19 protein-coding genes are annotated in these 22,081 nt (G+C 43.2%); 11 read left to right on the top strand and 8 right to left on the bottom strand.

Annotation, left to right across the window (positions count from 1 at the left end):
• Positions 1–35 precede the first annotated feature (35 nt).
• The 6 genes from LCD34_RS19480 to LCD34_RS19455 form a co-directional block, all read right to left on the bottom strand.
• Positions 36–1,136, bottom strand: coding sequence for a Ger(x)C family spore germination protein (locus LCD34_RS19480; protein ID WP_224559891.1), 1,101 nt, complete (start codon positions 1,134–1,136; stop codon positions 36–38).
• Positions 1,133–2,233, bottom strand: coding sequence for a GerAB/ArcD/ProY family transporter (locus tag LCD34_RS19475; RefSeq protein ID WP_007499199.1), 1,101 nt, complete (start codon positions 2,231–2,233; stop codon positions 1,133–1,135). The genes LCD34_RS19480 and LCD34_RS19475 overlap by 4 nt, the downstream gene beginning before the upstream one ends.
• A 12-nt stretch (positions 2,234–2,245) precedes the next feature.
• A complete protein-coding gene (locus LCD34_RS19470; protein ID WP_046343727.1) occupies positions 2,246–3,733 on the bottom strand; it encodes a spore germination protein in 1,488 nt (495 codons plus the stop codon).
• Positions 3,734–3,811: 78 nt separating this feature from the next.
• Positions 3,812–5,149: a (Fe-S)-binding protein gene (locus LCD34_RS19465; RefSeq protein ID WP_224559889.1), complete on the bottom strand. Its 1,338-nt coding sequence runs from the start codon at positions 5,147–5,149 to the stop codon at positions 3,812–3,814.
• Positions 5,146–6,555, bottom strand: a complete 1,410-nt coding sequence (gene glcD, locus LCD34_RS19460; protein WP_224559888.1) for a glycolate oxidase subunit GlcD — start codon at positions 6,553–6,555, stop codon at positions 5,146–5,148. Before glcD ends, LCD34_RS19465 begins: the two co-directional genes overlap by 4 nt.
• A gap of 77 nt (positions 6,556–6,632) precedes the next feature.
• Positions 6,633–7,766 carry a CdaR family transcriptional regulator gene (locus tag LCD34_RS19455; protein ID WP_318010730.1) on the bottom strand — a complete coding sequence of 378 codons (1,134 nt, stop codon included), beginning with the start codon at positions 7,764–7,766 and terminating at the stop codon, positions 6,633–6,635.
• A 125-nt stretch (positions 7,767–7,891) separates the two neighbouring features.
• On the opposite strand from LCD34_RS19455, the gene LCD34_RS19450 reads away from it, so the two are divergent.
• The gene (locus LCD34_RS19450) at positions 7,892–8,446 is read left to right on the top strand and encodes a hypothetical protein (protein WP_035704435.1); all 555 of its coding nucleotides are present in this window, start codon (positions 7,892–7,894) and stop codon (positions 8,444–8,446) included.
• Positions 8,447–8,480: 34 nt separating this feature from the next.
• Here the strand turns inward: LCD34_RS19450 and LCD34_RS19445 are convergent, their stop codons facing one another.
• Both LCD34_RS19445 and LCD34_RS19440 read right to left on the bottom strand, forming a co-directional pair.
• Positions 8,481–8,870 (bottom strand): tautomerase family protein, encoded by a 390-nt coding sequence (locus LCD34_RS19445; RefSeq protein WP_008346632.1) that lies wholly within the window; start codon positions 8,868–8,870, stop codon positions 8,481–8,483.
• A 121-nt stretch (positions 8,871–8,991) separates the two neighbouring features.
• Positions 8,992–9,744 (bottom strand): DeoR/GlpR family DNA-binding transcription regulator, encoded by a 753-nt coding sequence (locus tag LCD34_RS19440; RefSeq protein WP_008346634.1) that lies wholly within the window; start codon positions 9,742–9,744, stop codon positions 8,992–8,994.
• Positions 9,745–9,834: 90 nt separating this feature from the next.
• On the opposite strand from LCD34_RS19440, the gene LCD34_RS19435 reads away from it, so the two are divergent.
• From LCD34_RS19435 to LCD34_RS19390, 10 genes are all read left to right on the top strand, one after another.
• Positions 9,835–10,722: a tyrosine-protein phosphatase gene (locus tag LCD34_RS19435; protein WP_318010729.1), complete on the top strand. Its 888-nt coding sequence runs from the start codon at positions 9,835–9,837 to the stop codon at positions 10,720–10,722.
• Between the two features lie 24 nt (positions 10,723–10,746).
• Positions 10,747–12,282: a glycoside hydrolase family 10 protein gene (locus tag LCD34_RS19430; protein ID WP_224559886.1), complete on the top strand. Its 1,536-nt coding sequence runs from the start codon at positions 10,747–10,749 to the stop codon at positions 12,280–12,282.
• 159 nt (positions 12,283–12,441) lie between these two features.
• Positions 12,442–13,584, top strand: coding sequence for an acyl-CoA dehydrogenase family protein (locus tag LCD34_RS19425; RefSeq protein WP_046343715.1), 1,143 nt, complete (start codon positions 12,442–12,444; stop codon positions 13,582–13,584).
• A 42-nt stretch (positions 13,585–13,626) separates the two neighbouring features.
• A complete protein-coding gene (locus LCD34_RS19420) occupies positions 13,627–15,264 on the top strand; it encodes an AMP-binding protein (protein ID WP_224559885.1) in 1,638 nt (545 codons plus the stop codon).
• Positions 15,265–15,272: 8 nt separating this feature from the next.
• Entirely contained in the window at positions 15,273–16,622 is a 1,350-nt protein-coding gene (locus LCD34_RS19415) for an acetyl-CoA carboxylase biotin carboxylase subunit (RefSeq protein WP_224559884.1), read from the top strand.
• The gene (locus tag LCD34_RS19410) at positions 16,619–16,834 is read left to right on the top strand and encodes an acetyl-CoA carboxylase biotin carboxyl carrier protein subunit (RefSeq protein WP_008346646.1); all 216 of its coding nucleotides are present in this window, start codon (positions 16,619–16,621) and stop codon (positions 16,832–16,834) included. The genes LCD34_RS19415 and LCD34_RS19410 overlap by 4 nt, the downstream gene beginning before the upstream one ends.
• A gap of 12 nt (positions 16,835–16,846) precedes the next feature.
• Positions 16,847–17,752, top strand: coding sequence for a hydroxymethylglutaryl-CoA lyase (locus LCD34_RS19405; RefSeq protein WP_057079455.1), 906 nt, complete (start codon positions 16,847–16,849; stop codon positions 17,750–17,752).
• A 15-nt stretch (positions 17,753–17,767) separates the two neighbouring features.
• The gene (locus tag LCD34_RS19400) at positions 17,768–18,550 is read left to right on the top strand and encodes an enoyl-CoA hydratase (RefSeq protein ID WP_224559883.1); all 783 of its coding nucleotides are present in this window, start codon (positions 17,768–17,770) and stop codon (positions 18,548–18,550) included.
• An 18-nt stretch (positions 18,551–18,568) separates the two neighbouring features.
• Positions 18,569–20,092: an acyl-CoA carboxylase subunit beta gene (locus tag LCD34_RS19395; protein WP_035704414.1), complete on the top strand. Its 1,524-nt coding sequence runs from the start codon at positions 18,569–18,571 to the stop codon at positions 20,090–20,092.
• Between the two features lie 14 nt (positions 20,093–20,106).
• The gene (locus LCD34_RS19390; protein WP_224559882.1) at positions 20,107–22,041 is read left to right on the top strand and encodes an AMP-binding protein; all 1,935 of its coding nucleotides are present in this window, start codon (positions 20,107–20,109) and stop codon (positions 22,039–22,041) included.
• Positions 22,042–22,081 lie beyond the last annotated feature (40 nt).

Here is a 22,081-nt window from a genome sequence, read left to right as displayed (position 1 = left end):
GTACGAGAAGGGAGAACCTTTTCATACAGTCTTTTTTATTGGCTGACACCCGTTTGGACAATGTTCATATGACAATTCACTTGGACATCTGCATCAGGGTAGAGTTTTTGCCATTTCTCCGGTGTCATGGCTTTATCTTTAGAACGATATCTCAAACCAAGTCCAAGTGGATCAATTTTTTGCTTTTTAAAGGATTGAACAAGGTCTTTTCCTTGCTGGGCCACACGCTTCTCCACTTCATTTTCAACATGCTGCAAGATAGAAGGCGTATCGATTTTTTTTGATTTCATAAATTCTTTTAACTCACCTTTCAGCTTGATATCAATGGTGATATGAGGCTTTTTTGAAAGGTTTTCAGTTGGTTTAATGTGATAAGACACATGTGATTTGATATTTTCAATGACAACATGGGTTTTCTTTGTGTCATTAAATCGAAACTCATAAATCCCATTTTTATGATTTTCAATCATCGCTTTAAACGTAAACGTATCTTCCCCTGGAATATGCCCAACCATTTTTTCTTGATCAAAAAGAGCGACACCTGACACTTTAATAGAGTTGCTTGTATTTTTAATGTAAGGGAGGTAGGCATCCACGCCTTTTGCCATCATCTGATTCATAAAAATATGCTGATTGGTCACAGGTTGATTGCCATTTCGCATGTTTTGGGCCAGCAAATCTGAAAGATATACACCGATATTTAAGTTGGTTTGATTCATCTTTGTATACAACAAATCTTCAACTTCTCCGCCTACTATGGCAAATACTTGACGGGACCCAATGATCGGATCACGATAAATGTAATTCATCAAATCAATCATACCCACTTCTTTCGCCAGCTTTTCACTTATTAAAATCACGAGTACTTGTCCCATGACAACGGGGAAAGGCGATTTTTCCGACACAAGAAACTGAATATTACTAATGGTATTTGACTTAGCACTTACAATTTGATAGCTTCCTTGTTCTTCGCTTTTAAAAACAGGGAAAACAAAGAAGCCCTTCATTTCTCCATCATCCAATAAGTCAAATCCCGCTGCCTGCGAGATACTTAATTCATCTAAGAGACGAGGCTGTGCACAGCTCGTTAAGAAAAGGCTCAATAACATGAGACACACGAGAATATAATGTTTCATGCGCGTTTTTTCACCCACCTTTTTTTCAGCAGCAGCCCAATGATCATACATCCAGTCAATCCATATATGAGGATATATCCGCTATATTCCACCCATTTATTAAACGTCTCAAAAGAGGTGGCCTCGATCAAAAATGAAAACATGACGAGAATGAGAAGGCTGAGAACAATTAACGTCATGCGTTGGCTCGTGTGAAACACTTGTTTTGCCATTCTGCTGGCTGCCCATAATGGAATGGCGATATTTGGAACGATAAGCAAAAGCCATAGGGACACTTCAATAAATTCAAAGCGCTGGATAAACGGAAGTTTGACAATGCTGGTTAATGTCAATGTTGGCCATTTCGTTAGTTCGAGCTGAGCACTTGAGTAGTACGCTATAGAGACGAGAAATACAAGCAAATTCAGGCATGTAGTCAGCAACACTCCCATATGTGCAAATTTTTGCGACGTTTGTGCTTTTTTAATAAAGGGATAATAGACAAGCAATGTTCCAAAACCAAACATGGATAAAGAGGCATCTTTGACCCCCATCATGAGTTGTGAAAATGAATGATCAAACATGGGGAACATAAACCGGATGTGACTATATTTCATGACATAAAAGCAGATAAAGGTCATCCAGTACGTTAGGACAATGCTAAAGAATGCCCAGCCAGCGATTGTTCTAAATCCGCCTGTGTGAATGTAATAGACGAGGATGAGCAGCACTGATGCAAATAAAAGACCAGGAATTTCTTTAAACAGCCAAACATGGATTACATCCATATAATGAACAAGCACAATCAAAGACAATGAAGAAAAATACAAAATGTAGAGAATGTTGATGAATTGTCCGAGCCATTTACCAAACACAGATTGCGTAATGTCACTAAATTCGTCAGTAGGTGCTTTTTTAAACAAAAAGTAAATGAGGAAGATCATCAAATTGACGCTTGCACCAGCAATTAAAATGGCGATCCACCCATCATTATTAATCGTCCGGACAAGATTCGTCTGGAAATTTAAAATACCAACACCTACTTGATTGGCATTGATCAGAAAAAACACAAAAAAAGGGGATACTTGAAATTTTTCTTTCACAGAAGAAGAGCTCATGCCTTCACTTCCTTATTCATAAAAATCATTTTTCCCCTTACGGCCTTGCTTTGGCTTTTGGCGGTGTATCGTTTCATTTTGCGGGCGTAAATTTTCTGGACGTTTTTTCAAAAAGCGGAGTTGGGGCCGAATCAAACTACCTTTTAAATCGGCCAATCGAAGTGGAAAGATTGGCTCTAAGTAAGGCTGGCCTATAGACGTTAATTTCATTAAATGTGTAAGAAGAAAAGCCCCCATTAGCGAAATCCCTAGCGCTCCCCACACTTGTGCAGCAAAAAGAAATGGGAAACGTAAGAGACGAATGGTCGTCCCCATTTTATATATAGGGGTGACAAAAGAGGCAAGAGCTGATAATGCGACGATAATGAGCAGAATATTACTTGTTAATCCCGCTGCAACCGCAGCCTGTCCGATCACAATACCTCCAACAATCCCGAGCGTCTGTCCGACTTTTGCAGGAAGTCGAGAACCGGCTTCCCTAAGTAGCTCAATCGATATCTCTAAAAATAAAGCTTCAATAATAGGCGGAAAGGGCACGAGATAACGTGATGCGACAATCGTTTCTAATAAGTCCTTAGGAATCAGTTCATAGTGAAACGTTAAAACAGCTACATACAAAGGGGTTGCAAAAATAGAAAATATCACTGCAAAAATGCGTAACAGCCGAAAGGAAGATGCTGCGATCCAAGACATGTTATAGTCTTCCATTGTAGAAAAATACTCGAGTAAAATTGTAGGTGCAAGCAGGGTATGAGGCGAACCGTCAACCATAATGGCTATTTTTCCTTCCGTTAAACCTGAGGAAACCCTGTCTGGCCGTTCTGTATTTAAAAACAATGGAAAGATTGTATTGGACACATCATAAAGCATTTGCGCAAGATAGTTAGAATCTAGAATTTGGTCATAGTCAACATCTTGAATCCGCTGAAGAACGGTTTCAATGTTCTGCGGGTTGGCGATATTCTCTATGTATACAACGGCTACTTTCGTTAGAGAAAGGGTACCGACTGTGTGTTCAACTACTTTAAGGTCAGGAGTGGGCAGCCTGCGTCTGAGCAAGTTTAAATTTGTATCGAGCACTTCTACAAACGCTTCTTGCGCACTAATGATTCCGAATTCAATCTCAGGCGGGCCCACTTGTCTGCCTTTCTTTTCTTCAATCGGCAAGAGAAGCGTATTGCCCCAATCTGTCTCAATTCGAACAGCAATACTGCCCCGATGAAGAGCTTCTTCCACTTTTTGAAGGTCCTTCGTAATCACAGCTTGTTCAATTGGGATGTGTTCTTTCAGCTCTTCAAGGGTGGGTGTTAGATGCAATTGTTGAATAAAAGGCAAGATTTGTTCATGAAGGAGATTTCCATTAATTAAAGAACGAAAAAAAGAAATTCTGTAAAGAAAACCTCCGGAACTTGATAATTCATTGATAAAATCAGAAGAGCGCGATAATGCTTCAAATACTGAATTCGGGTCTTTCTGTTTTGATTTGTTTTTCTTCAGCACTTGAACCATCTCCTTCCGTGATTTGCCTCTATTATCCAACCGATCTTCTGAAGATATGCATAAAAAAAGCGTTCAGCTTCATGAACTGGACGCTTTTTTTCCATATTGAACGGCTTCTAATAAAAAGTCTGCCAGATGAATCGCTCTCATGCTAGGCATATGTCCTGCCTTTTTGACGCCAGCTGCCATTTGTAATTGACAACCTGGATTCGACGTCACAATGGCAGCTGCAGCTGTGTTGCTCGCTTCCGTCATTTTATGATCTAAAATTTGCATCGACATGTCTGGCTGCAAGATATTGTAGATTCCTGCAGATCCGCAGCAGCGGCCGGCATCTTTCATTTCTTTAAACGTTACCCCTTGAATGGCTTTCATGAGCACCCTCGGCGCCTGTTGTACATTCATCCCATTTCGTAAATGACAGGAGTCTTGATAGGTGATCACTTGCGCTGGCAAAGCCAGTGGCACGTGGCGGTGAAACTCCAGCTCTACAAGGATACTTGATATATCGGTTATTTTCTGTGAGAAGGCTTTACTTCGTTTTTGAAAATCTGGATCATCCTGAAGCAAATGACCGTAATCGCTTAAAAAGGCGCCACAGCCGCCCGCGTTCATGACAATCGCATCAGCATCTGTTTCCTCGAATGCTTCAATATTCCGCTTGGCTAACTGTTTTGCTTGGTCTTTTTCTCCGCTATGACCATGTAGCGCGCCGCAGCACGTTTGTATAGGAGGAACGATCACATCGCAGCCTGCCAGCTGCAAGAGATGAATGGTCGCTTTGTTTGTGTTTGAGAAAACTGTATCCATTAAACAGCCAGTAAAAAACGCCACCCGTTTTTTTGCCTGACCAATGGCTTTATATTCATTCAAACGTTTTTTCTTTTGAGGCGGCACCTTTGGAAGTGCCTGTTCCATCAACTGTAAATGGGAGGGAAGCACCTTCAGTATGCGAGTCTTCCTGGCGGCTGTTTGCAGACCAGATGTTTGATAAAATCGAAGAAAACTAGCAGCTTGTCGCATACGACTTTGTGATGGAAAGAGACCTTTAAACACAACACGTCTCATCAATTTGACGGGAAACGATTGTTTTTTATGTTGTTGAATAATATCTCTTGCATCTTCTAGCAGCTGTCCATACTTGACGCCAGAAGGGCAGACTGGTTCACATGCACGGCAGCCAAGACAAAGATTAAGGGAATGTTCAACATCTTCATCTGGCTCAATGACACCATCTCTTACAGCTTTCATTAACGCAATTCGGCCCCGAGGGGAGTGCGTTTCTTGTTGTCCAGATTCAATATAGGTAGGGCAGGAAGGGAGGCAGAATCCGCAGCGCATGCAATTAAGCAGCTCCTTTTCATCCATTTGCTCCTGAAACTGCTGCTGGATCTCTTTTTGCTTAGAAGAACTCATGAGACCACCACTCGCTTTCTTGAGGCTTTTCCAAACACTTTATCTGGGTTCATGATATGTGCAGGGTCAAGTGCCTGTTTAATCGCCTTCATTGCAGCGATTCCTTCTTTTTTGACCTTCAGCTCCAAATAGGGCGCTTTCATAAGACCCACGCCATGTTCGCCTGTAATCGTGCCGCCAAGGGCAACGGCTTTTTCAAAAATGGCCTGAAAAGCAGCTTCTACCCGTTTCATTTCTTCTTCATTTCTTGCATCTGTCGCACAAGTGGGGTGTAAGTTGCCATCACCGGCATGACCAAACGTACAAATGTTCACCTCGTACTTTCGTGCAATGTCTTCAATTGCACGAACCATATTGGCAATTTCAGACCGGGGAACGGTAGCATCTTCTAAAATCGTTGTAGGACTTAATCGAGCGAGGGCAGATAAAGCAGAGCGTCTCGCTGTTAAGAGAGCACTTGCCTCTTCTTCTGAATGTGCAATCTTGACGCTTGTAGCCCCGTGTTGCTCACAGACTTCTGCGATTTTTTGGATATCACGAGAAACAGCTTCAGGGTTGCCGTCCTGTTCAATTAATAACACAGCTTGAACGTCAGTAGGCAGGCCGATGTTTGCAAAATCTTCAACGACTTCAAGGGTCGGCTGATCCATAAATTCTAATGTAGCAGGAATAATACGCTCAGCAACGATGGCCGATACAGAAGTCGCAGCTTCTTCAAGGCTTTCGTATAAACAAAGCATTGTTTGTTTCGTTTCTGGAAGCGGCAGGAGCTTTAGCACCGCTTCTGTGACAATCCCGAGTGTTCCTTCTGAACCAACGAACAATCGAGTCATATCATATCCAGCGACATCTTTTGCAAGCTTTCCGCCTGTTTTGATGATGTCACCATTTGGCAAAACCACTTCAAGCCCAAGGACATAATCCCTTGTCACTCCATACTTTAACCCCCGCAGCCCCCCTGAATTTTCGTTAATATTGCCGCCTAATGTGGAAATTTTCATAGAGCTTGGGTCTGGCGGGTAGAAGAGACCTTTTTCCTCTACTTGATGAATCAATTCCTGCGTAATTAAGCCAGGCTGCACCGTTGCGGTTAAATTTTCTTCGTCTATTTCTAATAATTGATTCATTCTAGTAAAGAGAATTACCAATCCGCCCTGAGTAGGGCATGTTCCTGCGCACAGATTCGTCCCTGAGCCTCTTGGGACGATCGGCACTTTGTAAGAGGCGCACAGTTTCACAATTTGCTGCACTTCTTCAGCCGTGTGAGGCCGCACGATCGCATCTGGCATCTGTTGAAAATTTGGTGTCGCATCATAAGAGTAGGCAAGACGATCCGCCTTGCTGTCTTGGACATTGGGCGCACCGACAATCTCTTTTAATTGATTTGAAAATTCTGAATCTAGCATATACAATCACTCCCGCTCATTTAACGTCTCGTTTCTACCAGTATAAAAAAAGAACCGTCACATGACTATAGACGATTCTACAAAATATCAGGCTGTTTTATCGTATTTTTTGTATCATGATCTAAAAGCAGCAAGGCCAAATAAAAAAGCATCGCATCTTGCATACGCTTTGGATCAAGTGTCGTTAAATCCTGAATCCGTTTTAATCTGTAATGAAGTGTATTAATATGGACATGCATAGCTTCTGCTGTATGTTTCAATGAGTAATCCGAAGCGATGAGTACCCGCAATGTTTTCACTAGTTCTGGATAGGGGAAAAGGGACGCAATCGTTCGATCAAGAAACGCATCTTTTGTTTCCTGACTGATTTCCTCCATAAAAAGTTCAAGCGTCAAATCTTCATCAAACACAATGGGTGTTTCAGCATGCGCCAATTTTAAAGCGCGAAACGCTTGATGAAAGGACTGCTTCATGACATGAGAAGCTGCTGGTTTTCCTGCCCCCATTAAAATCCTCGATGGTGACAGCGCTGTGAGCGCAGCATGAATATGGAACAAGCGCTTGTGCCATGTTTCTCGACCATCTGGTTTGGCTTGTAGCATGAGCAAAAAACGTGCATGCCCCCAGCGCACAATGATCTCCTGATTGGTGAGTTGCAATTTGTCCTTCATCAGTTTATATTGATCCTGCTTCATAAACGATTCTTCTTGACAATCAATGAGAATAGCGACACGCTGCTTGTTGACATCAAGGCCAAGCCGCTGCGCTTTCTCGGTCATACCTGCCGCTGTCTCTGGCAGATGAAGCCAGTCGAACACAAAGGCTTCAAGCTGCCGTTCATCTGTTTCCGTTTCTTGAAAAAATTCATGTTCTTGAATGAGCAGCTCCGTCATTTTACGTAAAATGTCGCCAAAAGGGGAGACATGCCTAGGATCACCTGTCATTCCAATGACCCCAATGACTTCTTGTTTAAAATAAATAGGCAGATTGATACCGGCTTTGACGCCTTTCATCTGCAGCACATCATCCTTTGTGAGAATTCGTTTCTGCCCTTCTAAGGATGTGACATATGCACCTTCATGAAATTGACCAATGCGTGCTGGATCTGTTGCAGCAATAATGGTACCGTTTGTTTGTGTGATGATGATTTCTTCCGTCAGTACCTTTTTGACCTCATCTACGATTTTTTCTGCCAGTGTCATTGTGAGCAAAACGGTCCCCTCCGAGATGTTTCTTTTTCCACTATCATACCATCATATGCTCAGGCATATCTTTCTTTTCATGTGTTATGCTAAAATAAAAAACGCATATGAAGTAGATGAAAGGAGATACAGTCATGTCACTGCAAAATCGCTTACAAGATTTATTGAAAGAAGGGCAGGCGCTCACCGACTTTGAATATAACAAAGCCGCAAGTCAAAATTGGCCGTTAGAAGGGGCAAAAATGACAGAAGAAGCACGCTTTGCTGATGTTTATATAGAACGTGTAGACAAAGAATCGGAGGAAATGATTCAAGCAGAAAATGCTGCCTTTTTAAATACACCTCTTACATACGTAAAAAAACAACAAAAAGAATTCATTTATATCGAGTCGAAGTGGTTTGATGTGGTGAGAGCCGACGGACTTGCCATAGAATGGGATGAAGTATTTCAGACGTATACCGTGTTATTCGGATTGAAGCGTCCTAAAAAAGATACTGGATTACTAAAAGAGATGCTCTCAACATTAAATGGTGCTCAGCTTCAATTTAATGGGCAAGACGGGTTATTTGATATCAACATTCCGCTTCTTGAACTAGAGGACATCAAAGAAGATACACCTTTGATTGGTGTGATATCAGCAGTGTACCGCTATTTATTCAACTTGCTCATGCAGCTTGAAAATGAATGAATCAAAAAACGGCTCACATTCCTGAGCCGTTTTTTTAGAGCCATCCTCTTATGAATTGAGCCTCACCCATCCCGAAGCTCCAATCGGCGTCTCCATTTTCCACGATGGAGATCATCACATCCGTCTTGGCAACCCCGCATTCTTTTTCTATACGTTCTGCGATTTGTGCATAAAGCTGTTCCTTTTGCTCTTTCGTCCGCTGTTTACTGACAACACTAATGACAACCAGATCCTTTGTTCTCGGATAACCAAGCCCAGTGTCCTCAATCATCATTTCTTCAGGGCGGTGCTGATGAACAATTTGATAGCGATCTCGTTCAGGTACCCCAAAGGCATCAACCATTGCTTCATGGCAGGTGTCCAGCAGTTTTTTTAATTCCTCTTTTGAACGGCCCTCTATCACGTCAAATCGTAACAACGGCATCAGGTCAACCTCCAAATATGTGTTTAATATACAATCATAATGTAACCAACACTTCGCCGGTTCACTCTTTTGCGCATAAGAAAAAAGCCAAAACATTGACGCTTGGCTTTTTCGCTCTGGACTAAGGCGTGACAAATTTCACATCATGCTCTTTTCCATATTGAAGGTAATCTTCATTTGGTTGTTCATTCGTCACGACGATGTCTATGTCTTTTAAGTCACAAAACGTGGTCAAGGCATAATGGTCAAACTTACTATCATCGACTAATAAAAAGGTTTTGGCGTTTTTTTCAACGAGCGTTTTTTTAATATCTGTCTCAAGCGGGGAGGAATTCGTGACGCCATGATCAATGGATAAACCAGTTGATGCAATAAATGCTTTATTGACATTGTATGCTTTGAGACGCTCAACACTTTGATAACCAACGAAAGAATTTGTTTTTCGCTCTAGCATACCCCCGGTTGAAAAGATGGTGAGGTGTTCATAAGGCATAGCCTGTGTAATGAAATCCACGTTATTTGTCACAACGGTAATCTGTTTCTCCTTCAAGTAGGGAAGCATCTCCAGTGTCGTTGTACCAGAATCAACAAAAATCATATCACCATGTTCAACAAAAGCGGCGGCAGCCTGTCCGATCAATTGTTTTTTACTCAGCTGACGAGTCTTTCGCTCCTGATACACCACCAATGTTGAGTGATTCACAGCGACGCCGCCGTACACTTTCTTTAGCACGCCGGATTCTACCAATGCTTGTACATCTCGGCGTATGGTGTTTTTTGAGACGCCAAAATGCGTCACAAGCTCATCAAGAGAGGCAGATTCCCGGTCAAATACATACTCTTTTATTTGCTGAATACGTTTTGTTTTTATCATGCTACAATCTCCAATCAATACGAATATGCTGATTCTATTATAACAATAATTCCACGTAAAAGATGTCACTGATCAACATGGGAGAATCGAATGATCTTTTTCTCTTATCTTTTCTCATTTTTCATAAAAGCGTATGATAGAGAAAAGAGGATAGAAAGGATTTTCACTTCTATGAATGAACACAACATACAATTTTCAAAGCTTGCAAATTTTAGAGAGGTAGGGGGACTCCAAACAACGGATCAGATGGTCATCAAACAAGGAATGATTTATCGATCTGCTGATTTATCACGTCTCACGAAGCAAGACATATTGACGTTCTCAACACTTGGAATTCAAACGGTTTGTGACCTGCGTACAAGCTCAGAACGAAAATCACACCCACCAAAGATCATGGAACATGACAAAATTGTTCATATCCCTATGCAGCCTGACAGCATGATGCCTAGCAAATGGACCATGTTTCGTATGCTGATAGCAGAAGGAAAATCTCTATCCTTTACACCGATCATGAAAGATGTATATCAAAGCATGCTCTATGAGCGAAAAAAAGAGATTCAGCAATTGTTTACATTACTGTCCGATGAAAAAAATTATCCGCTTATGCTTCACTGTACAAGCGGAAAAGACCGTACAGGCTTTTTATCTGCTCTTATTCAATTAGCAGCGGGTGTGCCGGTGCATACCGTTTTAAGTGAATACATGCGTTCCAATGAAGGCGTGAAAATGCTAGTGAAAAGACAAGAACGATTTGTTCGCATGATGAGTTTATATCGGGTGTCAAAAGAACAAATTCAGCCCCTGCTTGGTGTGCAGCAAGATTATCTTGAAGATGTACTGAATGAGATGATGGATACATACGGAAGTGCAGAGCGGTATTTACTAGAAGCCTGCGACATCCCGAAAGCTCAGCTGCTTAAAATGAAAAACATCTTGCTTACACCATCTGCTGGCATTCCATCACAAAACGCAGAATAAACTTAATATGAGGTGATGCAAACCATGCTGAAAAAGATCAGTATGACGGTTCTGACACTAGTTTTCATGGGTGTCTTCTTATTGATTCCGTCTAGCAGTCTAGCTCGTTCGATGCCAAAAGGGAAGCTTGAGAGCACAAGAGAGATGCGTGCAGTGTGGATCGCATCGGTTTATAACTTAGATTGGCCTTCAAAGAAAGGACTGCCCGTAGATGAGCAGAAACAAGAGTTCATTCAACTGTTAGACGACATCAAAGCGATGAATATGAACGCCGTCATCATGCAAATTAAACCAACAGCAGATGCCTTTTATCCATCGAAATTTGGTCCATGGTCTGAATATTTGACTGGTACACAAGGGAAAGACCCTGGATATGACCCACTTGAATTTATGATAGAAGAAGCACATAAACGCGGCCTTGAATTTCATGCTTGGTTTAACCCTTATCGAATCACCATGAATCATACCGATCTCAACCGGTTATCAGCCGATCATCCTGCAAGAGCACACCCTGAGTGGACCATCGCCTACGGAAATCAGCTTTACTTTAATCCAGGCATTCCTGATGCTCAGGACTTCATTGTTGACGGGATAGAGGAAGTAGTGAAAAACTACGATATTGATGCGGTGCATATGGATGATTATTTTTACCCGAATAAAATCGCTGGTGTGCCATTTCCAGATCAAGAAACGTATGAAACTTACGGGCAGAAATTCACACATATAGAAGATTGGCGAAGAGATAATGTGAACGAGCTAGTGAAGCAAATCAATGACACCATTAAGAAAGAAAAGCCGTATGTGAAATTCGGCACTAGCCCATTTGGTGTATGGCGCAACATAAAAGATGACCCAACCGGTTCAAACACAACAGCAGGGATGACCAATTATGATGATTTGTATGCTGATACAAGAGAGTGGATACAGCAGCACCATATTGATTATATCACCCCGCAAATTTATTGGAGTATCGGCTTTCAGCCCGCTGCCTATGATGTGCTGACGAAATGGTGGTCAAATGAAGTGAAGGGGCAACCTGTTCATTTGTACATTGGTCAAGCGACGTATAAAATCAATCAAAACAGTGATCCTGCTTGGTCTGATCCCGAGGAGTATTTTCGCCAGATCGAGCTGAACAGGCAGTCACAGCTCGTACAAGGAAGCATGCATTTTAGTCTGAAAGATATCAATCGGAATCCCTTGAATGTAAAGAAACGATTAATAGAAGAAACCTATAGCAAACCGGCTCTCATACCAGAGATGCCATGGCTTCATCAAAAAGCGCCAAAAAAACCAATCATCCAATCTGTGAAAAAGACAGAGGATGGCGCAGTTTTACAGATACAAAATGATCCGCACTCTAGTGCATCCTATTATGCAGTCTATCGATTGTCGAATAAAGGGACATACGAATTTGTGCAAACGGTCAGAAAAGAAACAGGTTCCTTCACACATACGAAAGACATTTTAGCAAATCAAAAGAAGAGCTATACCTATAAAGTGACGGCACTTAATCGCCTTCATCATGAAAGCAAGCCTTCTACAAAAACAGTAAAATAACAAAGACAGCATAAATGAGGGTTTTCCTCCATTTATGCTTTTTTGCTTTCTCTATTTTTCTACTATTTTTATTTTAATTTTCTGAATTCAATCAAGCTTGGCATGAAGCAGCTATTTGATTAATAAATATGATAGAAAAGCGCCAAAGGGGGAAGCAAAATGGATTTTGAATTAACGAAAGAGCAGCAAATGATCCGTCAGATGGTCAAAGAATTTGCAAAAACAGAAATTGCACCACACGCTCAAACAGTTGATGAACAGGCAGCATTTCCCGTAAAAACATTTCAAAAAATGGGGGAGCTCGGTTTTATGGGTATACCCTTTCCAGAGAAATATGGAGGTTCTGGAGGAGATACGATCTCATATGCACTGGCAGTAGAAGAAATTGGAAAACAGTGTGCAAGTACAGGTTTAAGTTATGCCGCAGCAGTTTCCTTAGGCGCAAGTCCACTTTATTACTTCGGGACGGAGGAGCAAAAGATGGACCATCTTGTTCCATTAGCCTCTGGAACAGCGCTTGGCTCCTTCGGATTAACAGAACCAAACGCCGGATCAGATGCAAAAGGAACAAAAACAAAAGCCATTAAAGACGGACAAGAATATGTCATCAGTGGGGAAAAGTGCTGGATCACAAATGCCAATTATGCCAGAACGATTATTGTCACCGCTGTGACAGATCATGATGAAAACGGACGTCCAATCATCTCCGCCTTTATTGTGGAGAAAGGACAAAAGGGACTGTCGATTACAAACCCATATGACAAAATGGGGGTTCGCGGTTCAGATACGGCTGAAATCATTTTAGACGAAGTGCGTGTACCAGCGCATCATATATTAGGAGACAAATCGAAAGGATTCAAGCAATTTTTATATACATTAGACGGCGGACGAATTTCCATTGCAGCCTTATCTGTCGGAATTGCGCAAGCGGCACTTGATGCTTCACTTTCCTATGCAAAAGAAAGAAAGCAATTTGGGCAGACGCTCTCATCCTTCCAGGCCATTCAGTTTAAGCTGGCGGATATGGCGATGCAAATAGAGCTTGCAAGACAAATGGTCTGGAAAGCCGCTTGGCTGAAAGATCAAGGCAAACCATTTACAAAAGAAGCGGCCTATGCCAAACTGTTTGCTTCAGAAATGGCCACAAAAGCAAGTCTTGATGCTGTCCAAATTCATGGCGGAACAGGCTATATGAAAGAATGCGGTGTTGAACGGCTTGTGAGAGATGCCAAGCTGATGGAAATTGGAGAAGGAACCTCTGAAATTCAGCGGCTCGTGATCGCAAGACAGCTGTTAGCGTAATACCTTAATGAAAACGCTTACTACACATGAGGGAGGAAAGCAATGATGTCGATTCACCCGCAAACGATTGGCTCCCTATTAAGAGAAAAAAAAGAACAGCATCCAGCACATGAAGCCATTGTTTACCCAGAACGTTCTTTACGTTATTCGTACGAAGCGTTTTATCGAGAGGTCAAGGAAACAGGTAAAGGTCTCATGGCATTAGGGGTTCAAAAGGGAGATCACATCGCCATTATGGCACCAAATATACCTGAATGGCTCATTCTTCAATTTGCCTGCGCCTCCATTGGTGCTGTTCTAGTCACTGTGAATACCAATTTTCAATCACAGGAACTCGCCTATTTACTAAAACATTCTGACAGCAAAATGTTGTTTATTGTAGACGGCTTTAAAGAAACGTCCTATGTCAACATGCTTGAAGAGCTGATTCCAGAAATTCAGACCGCTCATCAAGAGGAGATCACTTCCACACAATTTCCTTATTTAAAAAGATGTATCTATATCGGTCAGCATGTACCAAACGGCATGCTCAGCTGGGATCGTCTTCAAGTGGCAGCCAAAAGAACCGAAGATCATGAATGGGAGAAGCGAATGAATGAGCTCACGCCTGATGACGTTATTAATATGCAGTACACTTCAGGCACAACCGGCTATCCAAAAGGCGTCATGCTCAGCCACACAAACATCGTCTGTAATGCGAGTCAGATCGCAGATTGTATGAAATTAACAGAGCAGGACCGTATGTGTATCCCAGTGCCGTTCTTTCATTGCTTCGGCTCTGTTCTTGGTGTACTTGCTTGTCTCACAAAAGGGGGAACGATCATTCCACTTGAATCATTCCATCCAGAACGAGTCCTTCAAACAGTAGAAAAAGAAAAATGCACGGTTCTTCACGGTGTACCAACCATGTTCATCGCAGAGCTCGATCATCCAAATTTCCACTCTTATGACCTGTCCACATTACGAACGGGGATTATGGCCGGTTCACTCTGCCCATCCCACGTCATGAAAGCAGTCATTGAAAAAATGGGATTAAGAGAGCTCACGATTGCCTATGGTCAAACCGAAAGTTCACCCGTCATTACCCAAACAAGAACGGATGATTCGTTTGAAAGACGTGTTCAAACGGTCGGACGTGCGCTTCCTCAAATTGAAGTCAAAATTACTTTACCAGGAACGTCAGAAGAAGTTCCAAGAGGACAGCAAGGGGAGCTTTGTACAAGAGGTTACCATGTCATGAAGGGCTATTATAAAAACGAAGAAGCAACAAATGAAGTCATTGATGAGGACGGATGGCTTCATACAGGGGATTTAGCTGAGATGGATCATGACGGTTATGTGAAAATCACAGGCCGGCTCAAAGATATGATCATCAGAGGCGGAGAGAATGTGTACCCAAAAGAGATTGAGGATGTCCTATACACTCACCCTGCCATTCTTGACGCACAGGTCGTTGGTATTCCTGACGAGACATACGGCGAGGAAGCAGCCGCATTCATTCGGCTGAAACAAGGGAAGTCGGTCTCAATTGAGACATTAACGAGCTATTGTCAGTCACAAATGGCACGCTACAAAATCCCGAAATACTTTTTCATTACAGATGAGTACCCAATGACCGCCTCAGGCAAAATTCAGAAATTCCGCTTGAAAAAGCAGGCGCTTGATCTAATAAAGGAGTGAAGGCAGCGATGTTTGAACAAGTATTGATCGCCAATCGAGGCGAAATTGCCCGTAGAGTGATTCGGACATGTAAACGGCTCGGAATCAAAACCGTTGCCGTTTATTCAGAGGCTGATCAGCATGCACTTCATGTGCAAGAAGCAGACAGCGCCTATTATATCGGTGGTGCTAAAGTTTCTGAAAGCTATTTAAACATGGAAGCGATCATTAAGGTTGCCAAACAAACAAATGCTGATGCTATCCACCCAGGGTATGGTCTTTTATCAGAAAATGCGGCATTTGCTGAGCGCTGCCGGAGCGAGGGCATTACCTTTATTGGACCATCTGCACAAGTCATTCAGCAGATGGGAAATAAAATTGAAGCGAGAAAAACGATGGAACAAGCGGGCATCCCAATCGTTCCTGGTGTTTCAGCCCCGCTCCATGATGCAGACGAAGGGGTTCATAAAGCACAGACACTCGGCTATCCCATTATGCTAAAAGCATCGAGTGGTGGCGGCGGGATTGGTATGCAGCTCGTCCGCAACGATGAAGAGCTGCATCGAGCGTTTGAAGGAAATCAAAAAAGAGCACAAAGTTTCTTTCAAGACGGTACTTTATACATGGAAAAGGTGATTGAACACGCACGGCACATCGAAATTCAAGTTCTTTTTGATTCGTTCGGTCACGGCGTTCACTTATTTGAAAGAGATTGTTCACTCCAAAGAAGACATCAGAAAATTGTTGAAGAGGCACCAGCCGTCTGTCTTGAAGAAACGGTGAGACAGCAAATGGGACAGATGGCCGTCAAAGCTGCCAAAGCAATTGGGTATGAAAATGCGGGCACGATTGAATGTTTAGTCGATCAAAACCAGCAATTTTATTTCTTAGAAATGAATACGAGATTGCAAGTAGAACACCCTGTCACTGAAGAAATTACCGGGATTGACCTTGTCGAGGAGCAGCTAAAAATTGCAGCATTAGAGCCCCTGTCTTTCAGCCAAGAGGATGTTCATCAAATTGGGCATGCGATTGAAGTTAGAATATACGCTGAAGACCCTGTGACATTTTACCCTTCGCCAGGCACGATCACTCGGCTTTCTACACCTGATGCCCCATATATCCGTCATGAGTCAAGCGTAACGAGCGGAAGTGTCATTACCCCATTTTACGATCCAATGATTGCGAAAATGATTGTGTACGGTGATACTCGAAAACTCGCCATAGAACGATTAAAAGCAGCATTACAAGCATATGAAATAGAAGGGATCAAAACCAATGTACCGCTTTTAAAGGAAATGGCCGAATCAACTGCCTTTTTACATGGCAGCATCACAACCGATTTTCTGATGAAAAAAAGGGAGGAAAACCGTTCATGAAAACTGTCACGATACAAATGGCCGGAAACTTATGGAAGCTTCTTGTGAAACAGGGTGATGATGTGCAAAAAGGACAGGAAGTCGCCATCTTAGAATCGATGAAAATGGAGATTCCCATTGTTGCAGAAGAAGCAGGTGTGATCAGTAAAGTGTATAAGGCGGAGGGGGACTTTGTTGACGAGGGAGAGGTACTTTTAGAGCTGACAGAATAGGGGGAAAGCCGCATGGCATTACCAAAAAACGTGCTCATTAGAGAGGTCGGCCCGCGCGATGGCCTGCAAAATGAATCCGTTTGGCTGGACACAATGGAGAAGCGAACATGGATCCATTTACTCGAAGAAGCCCATCTTCCTTATATTGAAGTCACCTCATTTGTTCATCCGAAATGGGTTCCAGCCTTAAAAGACGCCAAAGAATTAGCCCAATCATTAAACAAAAAAGAGGATATTACCTATGCCGCACTCATCCCAAATGAAAAGGGGTTAGCTCATTTTTTTGAAGCAAACCTTGAGCTAGGGGCTATGTTTATCTCAGCGAGTGAGACACATAACAAAAAGAATATGAATCGATCTATACAGGAAACATTGCCTGTGATCAAACAAATGACAGCCGATTTAAAAGCAGAAGGACGGCAAACGCGGGCCTATATTTCAACCGTGTTTGGATGTCCTTATGAAAGACAAGTACCGATGGACCAAGTGCTGCGATTAACGGAACAGTTGCTGTCCTTCGGCATTGATGAAATATCACTTGGGGATACCATTGGGGAAGCCCATCCGCTGCAAGTAGAAAGACGGTTAGACCTTTTACTTGAACGCTTTCCTGCTGATAAAATCGCGCTTCATTTTCATGATACGAAAGGAATGGGGCTTGCCAATATTTATACAGCATTAAAAGCCGGCATCACCATGTTTGATGCCTCTAGCGGGGGGCTTGGCGGCTGTCCTTATGCACCTGGCTCCAGCGGAAACGTGGCGACAGAAGACGTGGTACACATGCTTCACAAACTCGGGATCGAAACAAATGTCGACCTCCCTCGCTTGATCAAAGCGGCTGAATGGATTGAAGCAAAAGTGGATCGAACCCTGCCAAGTCACTGTTTACGCGCTTTTCAGTCTCACACTACTTGATAAAGGGTGAATCACATGACATCATTGGTCCATTTTTCAATACAAGATGATCATATTGGCATCATGACATTAAATAGACCAGCACAAGCCAATGCTCTATCAGCTGCTATGCTAGAGGAAATTAACCAAACGATTCAAGAAATCAAACATGATGAAAACATCCGCTGTTTGCTCATGACAGGAGCTGGCGCTAAAGTTTTTTGCGCAGGAGCAGACTTAAAAGAACGGCGATTGATGACAGAACAAGAAGCCAAAGAAGCTGTTCTGACCATTCAGCAAACCTTTACAGACATTGAATCTTTGCCTGTTCCTGTCATTGCCGTGATAAACGGACACGCACTTGGTGGAGGTCTTGAGCTCGCGCTCGCCTGTGATCTCCGCATTGCAAAAGCGGGTGCAGCGCTCGGCCTGCCGGAAACAGGACTAGCTATCCTGCCGGGAGCAGGGGGCACACAAAGACTTCCGCGCCTGATCGGACCCGGGAAAGCGAAAGAAATGATCTTCACAGGCACTTCTTTACGAGCAGAAGAAGCCGTTCAAATCGGACTGATTGAACGTATCTCTACAGCCGATTCACTGATGAATGATGCCATCACACTCGCAAAACAAATCACCAAAAATGCACCGATCGCTTTAAAAGAAGCAAAACAAGCCATTCAATCCAGCCTTGATCACGATTTACAAACAGGTCTGACGAAAGAATACGAAGCTTATCTGCGGCTTATTCATACAGAAGATCGACTAGAAGGTCTCAAGGCTTTTCAAGAAAAACGAACGCCTTATTACAGAGGGAAATAGCAAGAAAGGGGAATGTTTATGATCGAAGAATATGAATTAAAAAAACAACGAATTGAAAAGGGCGGGGCAGAACGCTACCATCAAAAAAATAAAGAAAAAGGAAAATTATTTGTCCGTGATCGGCTTCATTTGTTATTAGATGAGGATTCTTTCATTGAAGATGCCATGTTTGCAGAGTGCAAAGATGAACATTTACCAGCAGATGGTGTCGTCACAGGAACCGGTCGTATGAATGGGCAGACTGTTTGTGTCATGGCAAACGACTCTACGGTTAAAGCAGGATCGTGGGGCGTCAAAACAGTAGAAAAAATCATTCGAATTCAAGAAACGGCCGAGAAGCTCAATTGTCCTATGCTGTATCTAGTCGATTCTGCGGGTGCAAGAATCACTGATCAAATCGCCATGTTCCCAGGCAGAAGAGGAGCAGGGCGCATTTTTTATAACCAAGTCAAGCTGTCTGGGCGCATTCCTCAAATTTGTTTACTATTCGGTCCTTCTGCAGCCGGTGGTGCGTATATCCCTGCTTTTTGTGACATTGTCGTCATGGTCGAAGGAAATGCCTCTATGTATTTAGGCTCGCCGCGAATGGCTGAAATGGTGATCGGTGAAAAAGTATCGCTTGAGGAAATGGGCGGTGCGAAAATGCATTGCAGCATTTCTGGATGCGGAGATATATTAGCGGAAACAGAGGAAGAGGCTATTCAAATTGCACGTGATTATTTAACCTATATGCCTGCCAACTATACAGAAAAACCAAAAACGACAGCAGCAAAAGCACCTAAACCATCTGAAACCACCATCCAAGACTTAATCCCTAAAGGCCAGAATACCCCATTTGATATGTATCAACTCATCGATTTACTGATTGATGAAGGGTCATTTTTTGAAATCAAAAAGCTGTTTGCCGCAGAGTTAATCACAGGCTTTGGCAGAATGAACGGTCAGCCTATCGGTCTCATTGCCAATCAGCCAAGGGTCAAAGGCGGCGTATTATTCCACGACTCAGCTGATAAAGCCGCCAAGTTTATTCAGCTCTGTGATGCCTTTCATATCCCGCTGCTCTTTCTCGCGGACATACCAGGATTTATGATTGGAACAAAAGTGGAACAAGCCGGCATTATTCGTCATGGGGCAAAAATGATCTCCGCTATGTCAGAGGCGACCGTTCCGAAAATATCCGTCATCGTCCGTAAAGCATACGGAGCAGGACTATATGCAATGGCAGGCCCTGCTTTTGAGCCAGACTGCTGTCTCGCTCTTCCATCGGCGCAAATCGCTGTGATGGGTCCAGAAGCCGCTGTAAATGCCGTCTATGCAAATAAAATTGCAGAACTCCCGCCCGAAGAGAGGGCTTCATTTATACAAGAGAAACGGAAGGAATACCAGGAAGATATGAATATCTATGAACTTGCCTCTGAAATGATTGTCGATGGCGTCATCCCATTTGACCGTCTAAGAACGGAACTTTGTCATAGATTACTAGCCTACTCATCGAAAGACATGACATTTACGAAACGAAAACATCCAGTCTATCCGGTCTAAAGGGGGCAGACCTCATGATCAACCAGAAACCAGAATGGATACCGGAAGAAAAGCAGAGCCAAAAAACACGTTTGCATCAGTGGATGAAATCTCTTGGTTTTTCTACGTATGACTCATTCTATCTAGCCAGTATTGATCGCACAGACTGGTTTTGGAGAGAAGCGGAGAAAGCGGTCGGCATTCAGTGGAAAAAACCATATGAAGCGGCATTAGGTCACCACTCATTGATGTGGCCGAAATGGTATCAGGGCGGCACACTTAACATCACCGAAACGGCTGTGGACAAATGGGCAGAAAAAGAAGAGACGAGGCATCAGCCCGCCATCATTTGGAGCAATGAAGCCGGTGAAGAAAAGAAATGGTCATTTCTCGAACTTCAAGAGAAAGTGAGCCGTCTTGCAGCTGGCTTTTTGAAAGAAGGACTTCAAAAAGGGGATATAGCCATCATCTATATGCCGATGCTTCCAGAAACGGTCGCCGTCATGCTTGCCTTTGCAAAGATTGGTGTGATTTTCAGCCCAGTCTTCTCAGGCTATGGAAGCGAGCCACTCGCTGTACGCATTCGTGCGTCAGGCGCATCCATTGTCGTCACAGCGAATGAAATGATGCGGCGAGGGAAAACGATCAACATGCGGGAATGTGTGGCTGATGCCATCAACAGAACCACAACTGTGCAAAAAGTGATTGTGCACACTTCCTCTCATACTGGATATCAGGACGATGTCCTGCTAAATGATTTGTTAAAAGAACAGCCGATCACCGGTGCGACCTATGTCACAAATGAAGACCCGCTGATGATCTTGTATACGTCAGGCACAACTGGCACACCAAAGGGAGCCGTTCATACACACGCAGGCTTTCCGATAAAGGCAGCTTTTGATGCCGGGCTATGTATGGATGTGGCAAAAGGAGACCGGCTGTTTTGGCTGACTGATATGGGCTGGATGATGGGGCCATTCCTCGTCTTTGGCGGCTTGATCAATGGCGCTGCTATCGTTTTATATGACGGCGCTCCCGATTATCCAGATGAGCAGCAGCTCTGGTCATTCATCCACGAGAAGAAAGTCACTCATTTTGGGCTTTCCCCTACATTTGTTCGTTCTGCGATGCAGCAAACGATTGATGGGGTCGAGCTATCGCATGTCAAAGCCATTATTTCTACAGGGGAACCATGGAATGAAGCTCCGTGGCAATGGTTATTTCACACCATTGGTCAAAAGAACATTCCCATCTTAAATTATTCAGGAGGAACCGAGGTTTCTGGTGGCATTGTAGGCAGTACGCTGCTTCGACCCATCAAACCGATTCTCTTTAATGCGGCGATCTTAGGAATGGCGGCAGATGTATACAATGAAGCCGGGCAAAGCGTGATGAATGAGGTAGGGGAGCTTGTGGTGAAAAAGCCATGGGTCGGCATGACATGTGGTTTTTGGAACGAACCGGAGCGTTATGAAGATACGTATTTCAAACGATTTGATGGTGTATGGACACACGGAGATTGGGTCATGCAAACAGAGGACGGAGAATTCCACATCACCGGCAGATCGGATGATGTCATTAATACAGCAGGGAAACGTATCGGGCCAGCTGAAATTGAATCCATCCTTACCTGGCATCCTGCCGTGCATGAAGCCGCTGTGATTGGGGTAAAGGATGAGGTGAAAGGGGAGGCGCTCGTCTGTTTCATCGTGACCAGTCCGCATACTTTTGAAGAAGCAGCCCTTATCCAAGAGCTTTCAGCCCATGTTGGTTCACATGCTGGTAAAGCGCTCACACCAAAAGAAGTTCATCTCATTTCAGCTTTACCGAAAACAAGGAATGGAAAAATCGTACGACGTTTACTTAAAGGGGCGTATGAAGATCAGCCTTCACCCGATCTATCTTCATTAGACAATCCAGATGTATATAAGAGTCTGACCGAATACTTGAATAAGAGACAGAAAAAATAAAAAAGACAGGACGGTTCCTGTCTCAGCGTGTAGACAAACC

Source organism: Bacillus sp. RAR_M1_44, from assembly GCF_020165935.1.
Classification (GTDB): domain Bacteria; phylum Bacillota; class Bacilli; order Bacillales; family Bacillaceae; genus Bacillus; species Bacillus altitudinis.
The sequence above is the reverse complement of the archived record's forward strand: the minus strand, read 5'-3'. Positions and strand labels throughout refer to the sequence as shown.

Coding starts and splice junctions, on each gene's coding strand:
- LCD34_RS19480 (WP_224559891.1), bottom strand. CDS start 1,136: ATGAAACATTATATTCTCGTGTGTCTCATGTTATTGAGCCTTTTCTTA.
- LCD34_RS19475 (WP_007499199.1), bottom strand. CDS start 2,233: ATGAGCTCTTCTTCTGTGAAAGAAAAATTTCAAGTATCCCCTTTTTTT.
- LCD34_RS19465 (WP_224559889.1), bottom strand. CDS start 5,149: ATGAGTTCTTCTAAGCAAAAAGAGATCCAGCAGCAGTTTCAGGAGCAA.
- glcD (WP_224559888.1), bottom strand. CDS start 6,555: ATGCTAGATTCAGAATTTTCAAATCAATTAAAAGAGATTGTCGGTGCG.
- LCD34_RS19450 (WP_035704435.1), top strand. CDS start 7,892: ATGTCACTGCAAAATCGCTTACAAGATTTATTGAAAGAAGGGCAGGCG.
- LCD34_RS19445 (WP_008346632.1), bottom strand. CDS start 8,870: ATGCCGTTGTTACGATTTGACGTGATAGAGGGCCGTTCAAAAGAGGAA.
- LCD34_RS19440 (WP_008346634.1), bottom strand. CDS start 9,744: ATGATAAAAACAAAACGTATTCAGCAAATAAAAGAGTATGTATTTGAC.
- LCD34_RS19435 (WP_318010729.1), top strand. CDS start 9,835: ATGATCTTTTTCTCTTATCTTTTCTCATTTTTCATAAAAGCGTATGAT.
- LCD34_RS19430 (WP_224559886.1), top strand. CDS start 10,747: ATGCTGAAAAAGATCAGTATGACGGTTCTGACACTAGTTTTCATGGGT.
- LCD34_RS19425 (WP_046343715.1), top strand. CDS start 12,442: ATGGATTTTGAATTAACGAAAGAGCAGCAAATGATCCGTCAGATGGTC.
- LCD34_RS19420 (WP_224559885.1), top strand. CDS start 13,627: ATGATGTCGATTCACCCGCAAACGATTGGCTCCCTATTAAGAGAAAAA.
- LCD34_RS19415 (WP_224559884.1), top strand. CDS start 15,273: ATGTTTGAACAAGTATTGATCGCCAATCGAGGCGAAATTGCCCGTAGA.
- LCD34_RS19410 (WP_008346646.1), top strand. CDS start 16,619: ATGAAAACTGTCACGATACAAATGGCCGGAAACTTATGGAAGCTTCTT.
- LCD34_RS19405 (WP_057079455.1), top strand. CDS start 16,847: ATGGCATTACCAAAAAACGTGCTCATTAGAGAGGTCGGCCCGCGCGAT.
- LCD34_RS19400 (WP_224559883.1), top strand. CDS start 17,768: ATGACATCATTGGTCCATTTTTCAATACAAGATGATCATATTGGCATC.
- LCD34_RS19395 (WP_035704414.1), top strand. CDS start 18,569: ATGATCGAAGAATATGAATTAAAAAAACAACGAATTGAAAAGGGCGGG.
- LCD34_RS19390 (WP_224559882.1), top strand. CDS start 20,107: ATGATCAACCAGAAACCAGAATGGATACCGGAAGAAAAGCAGAGCCAA.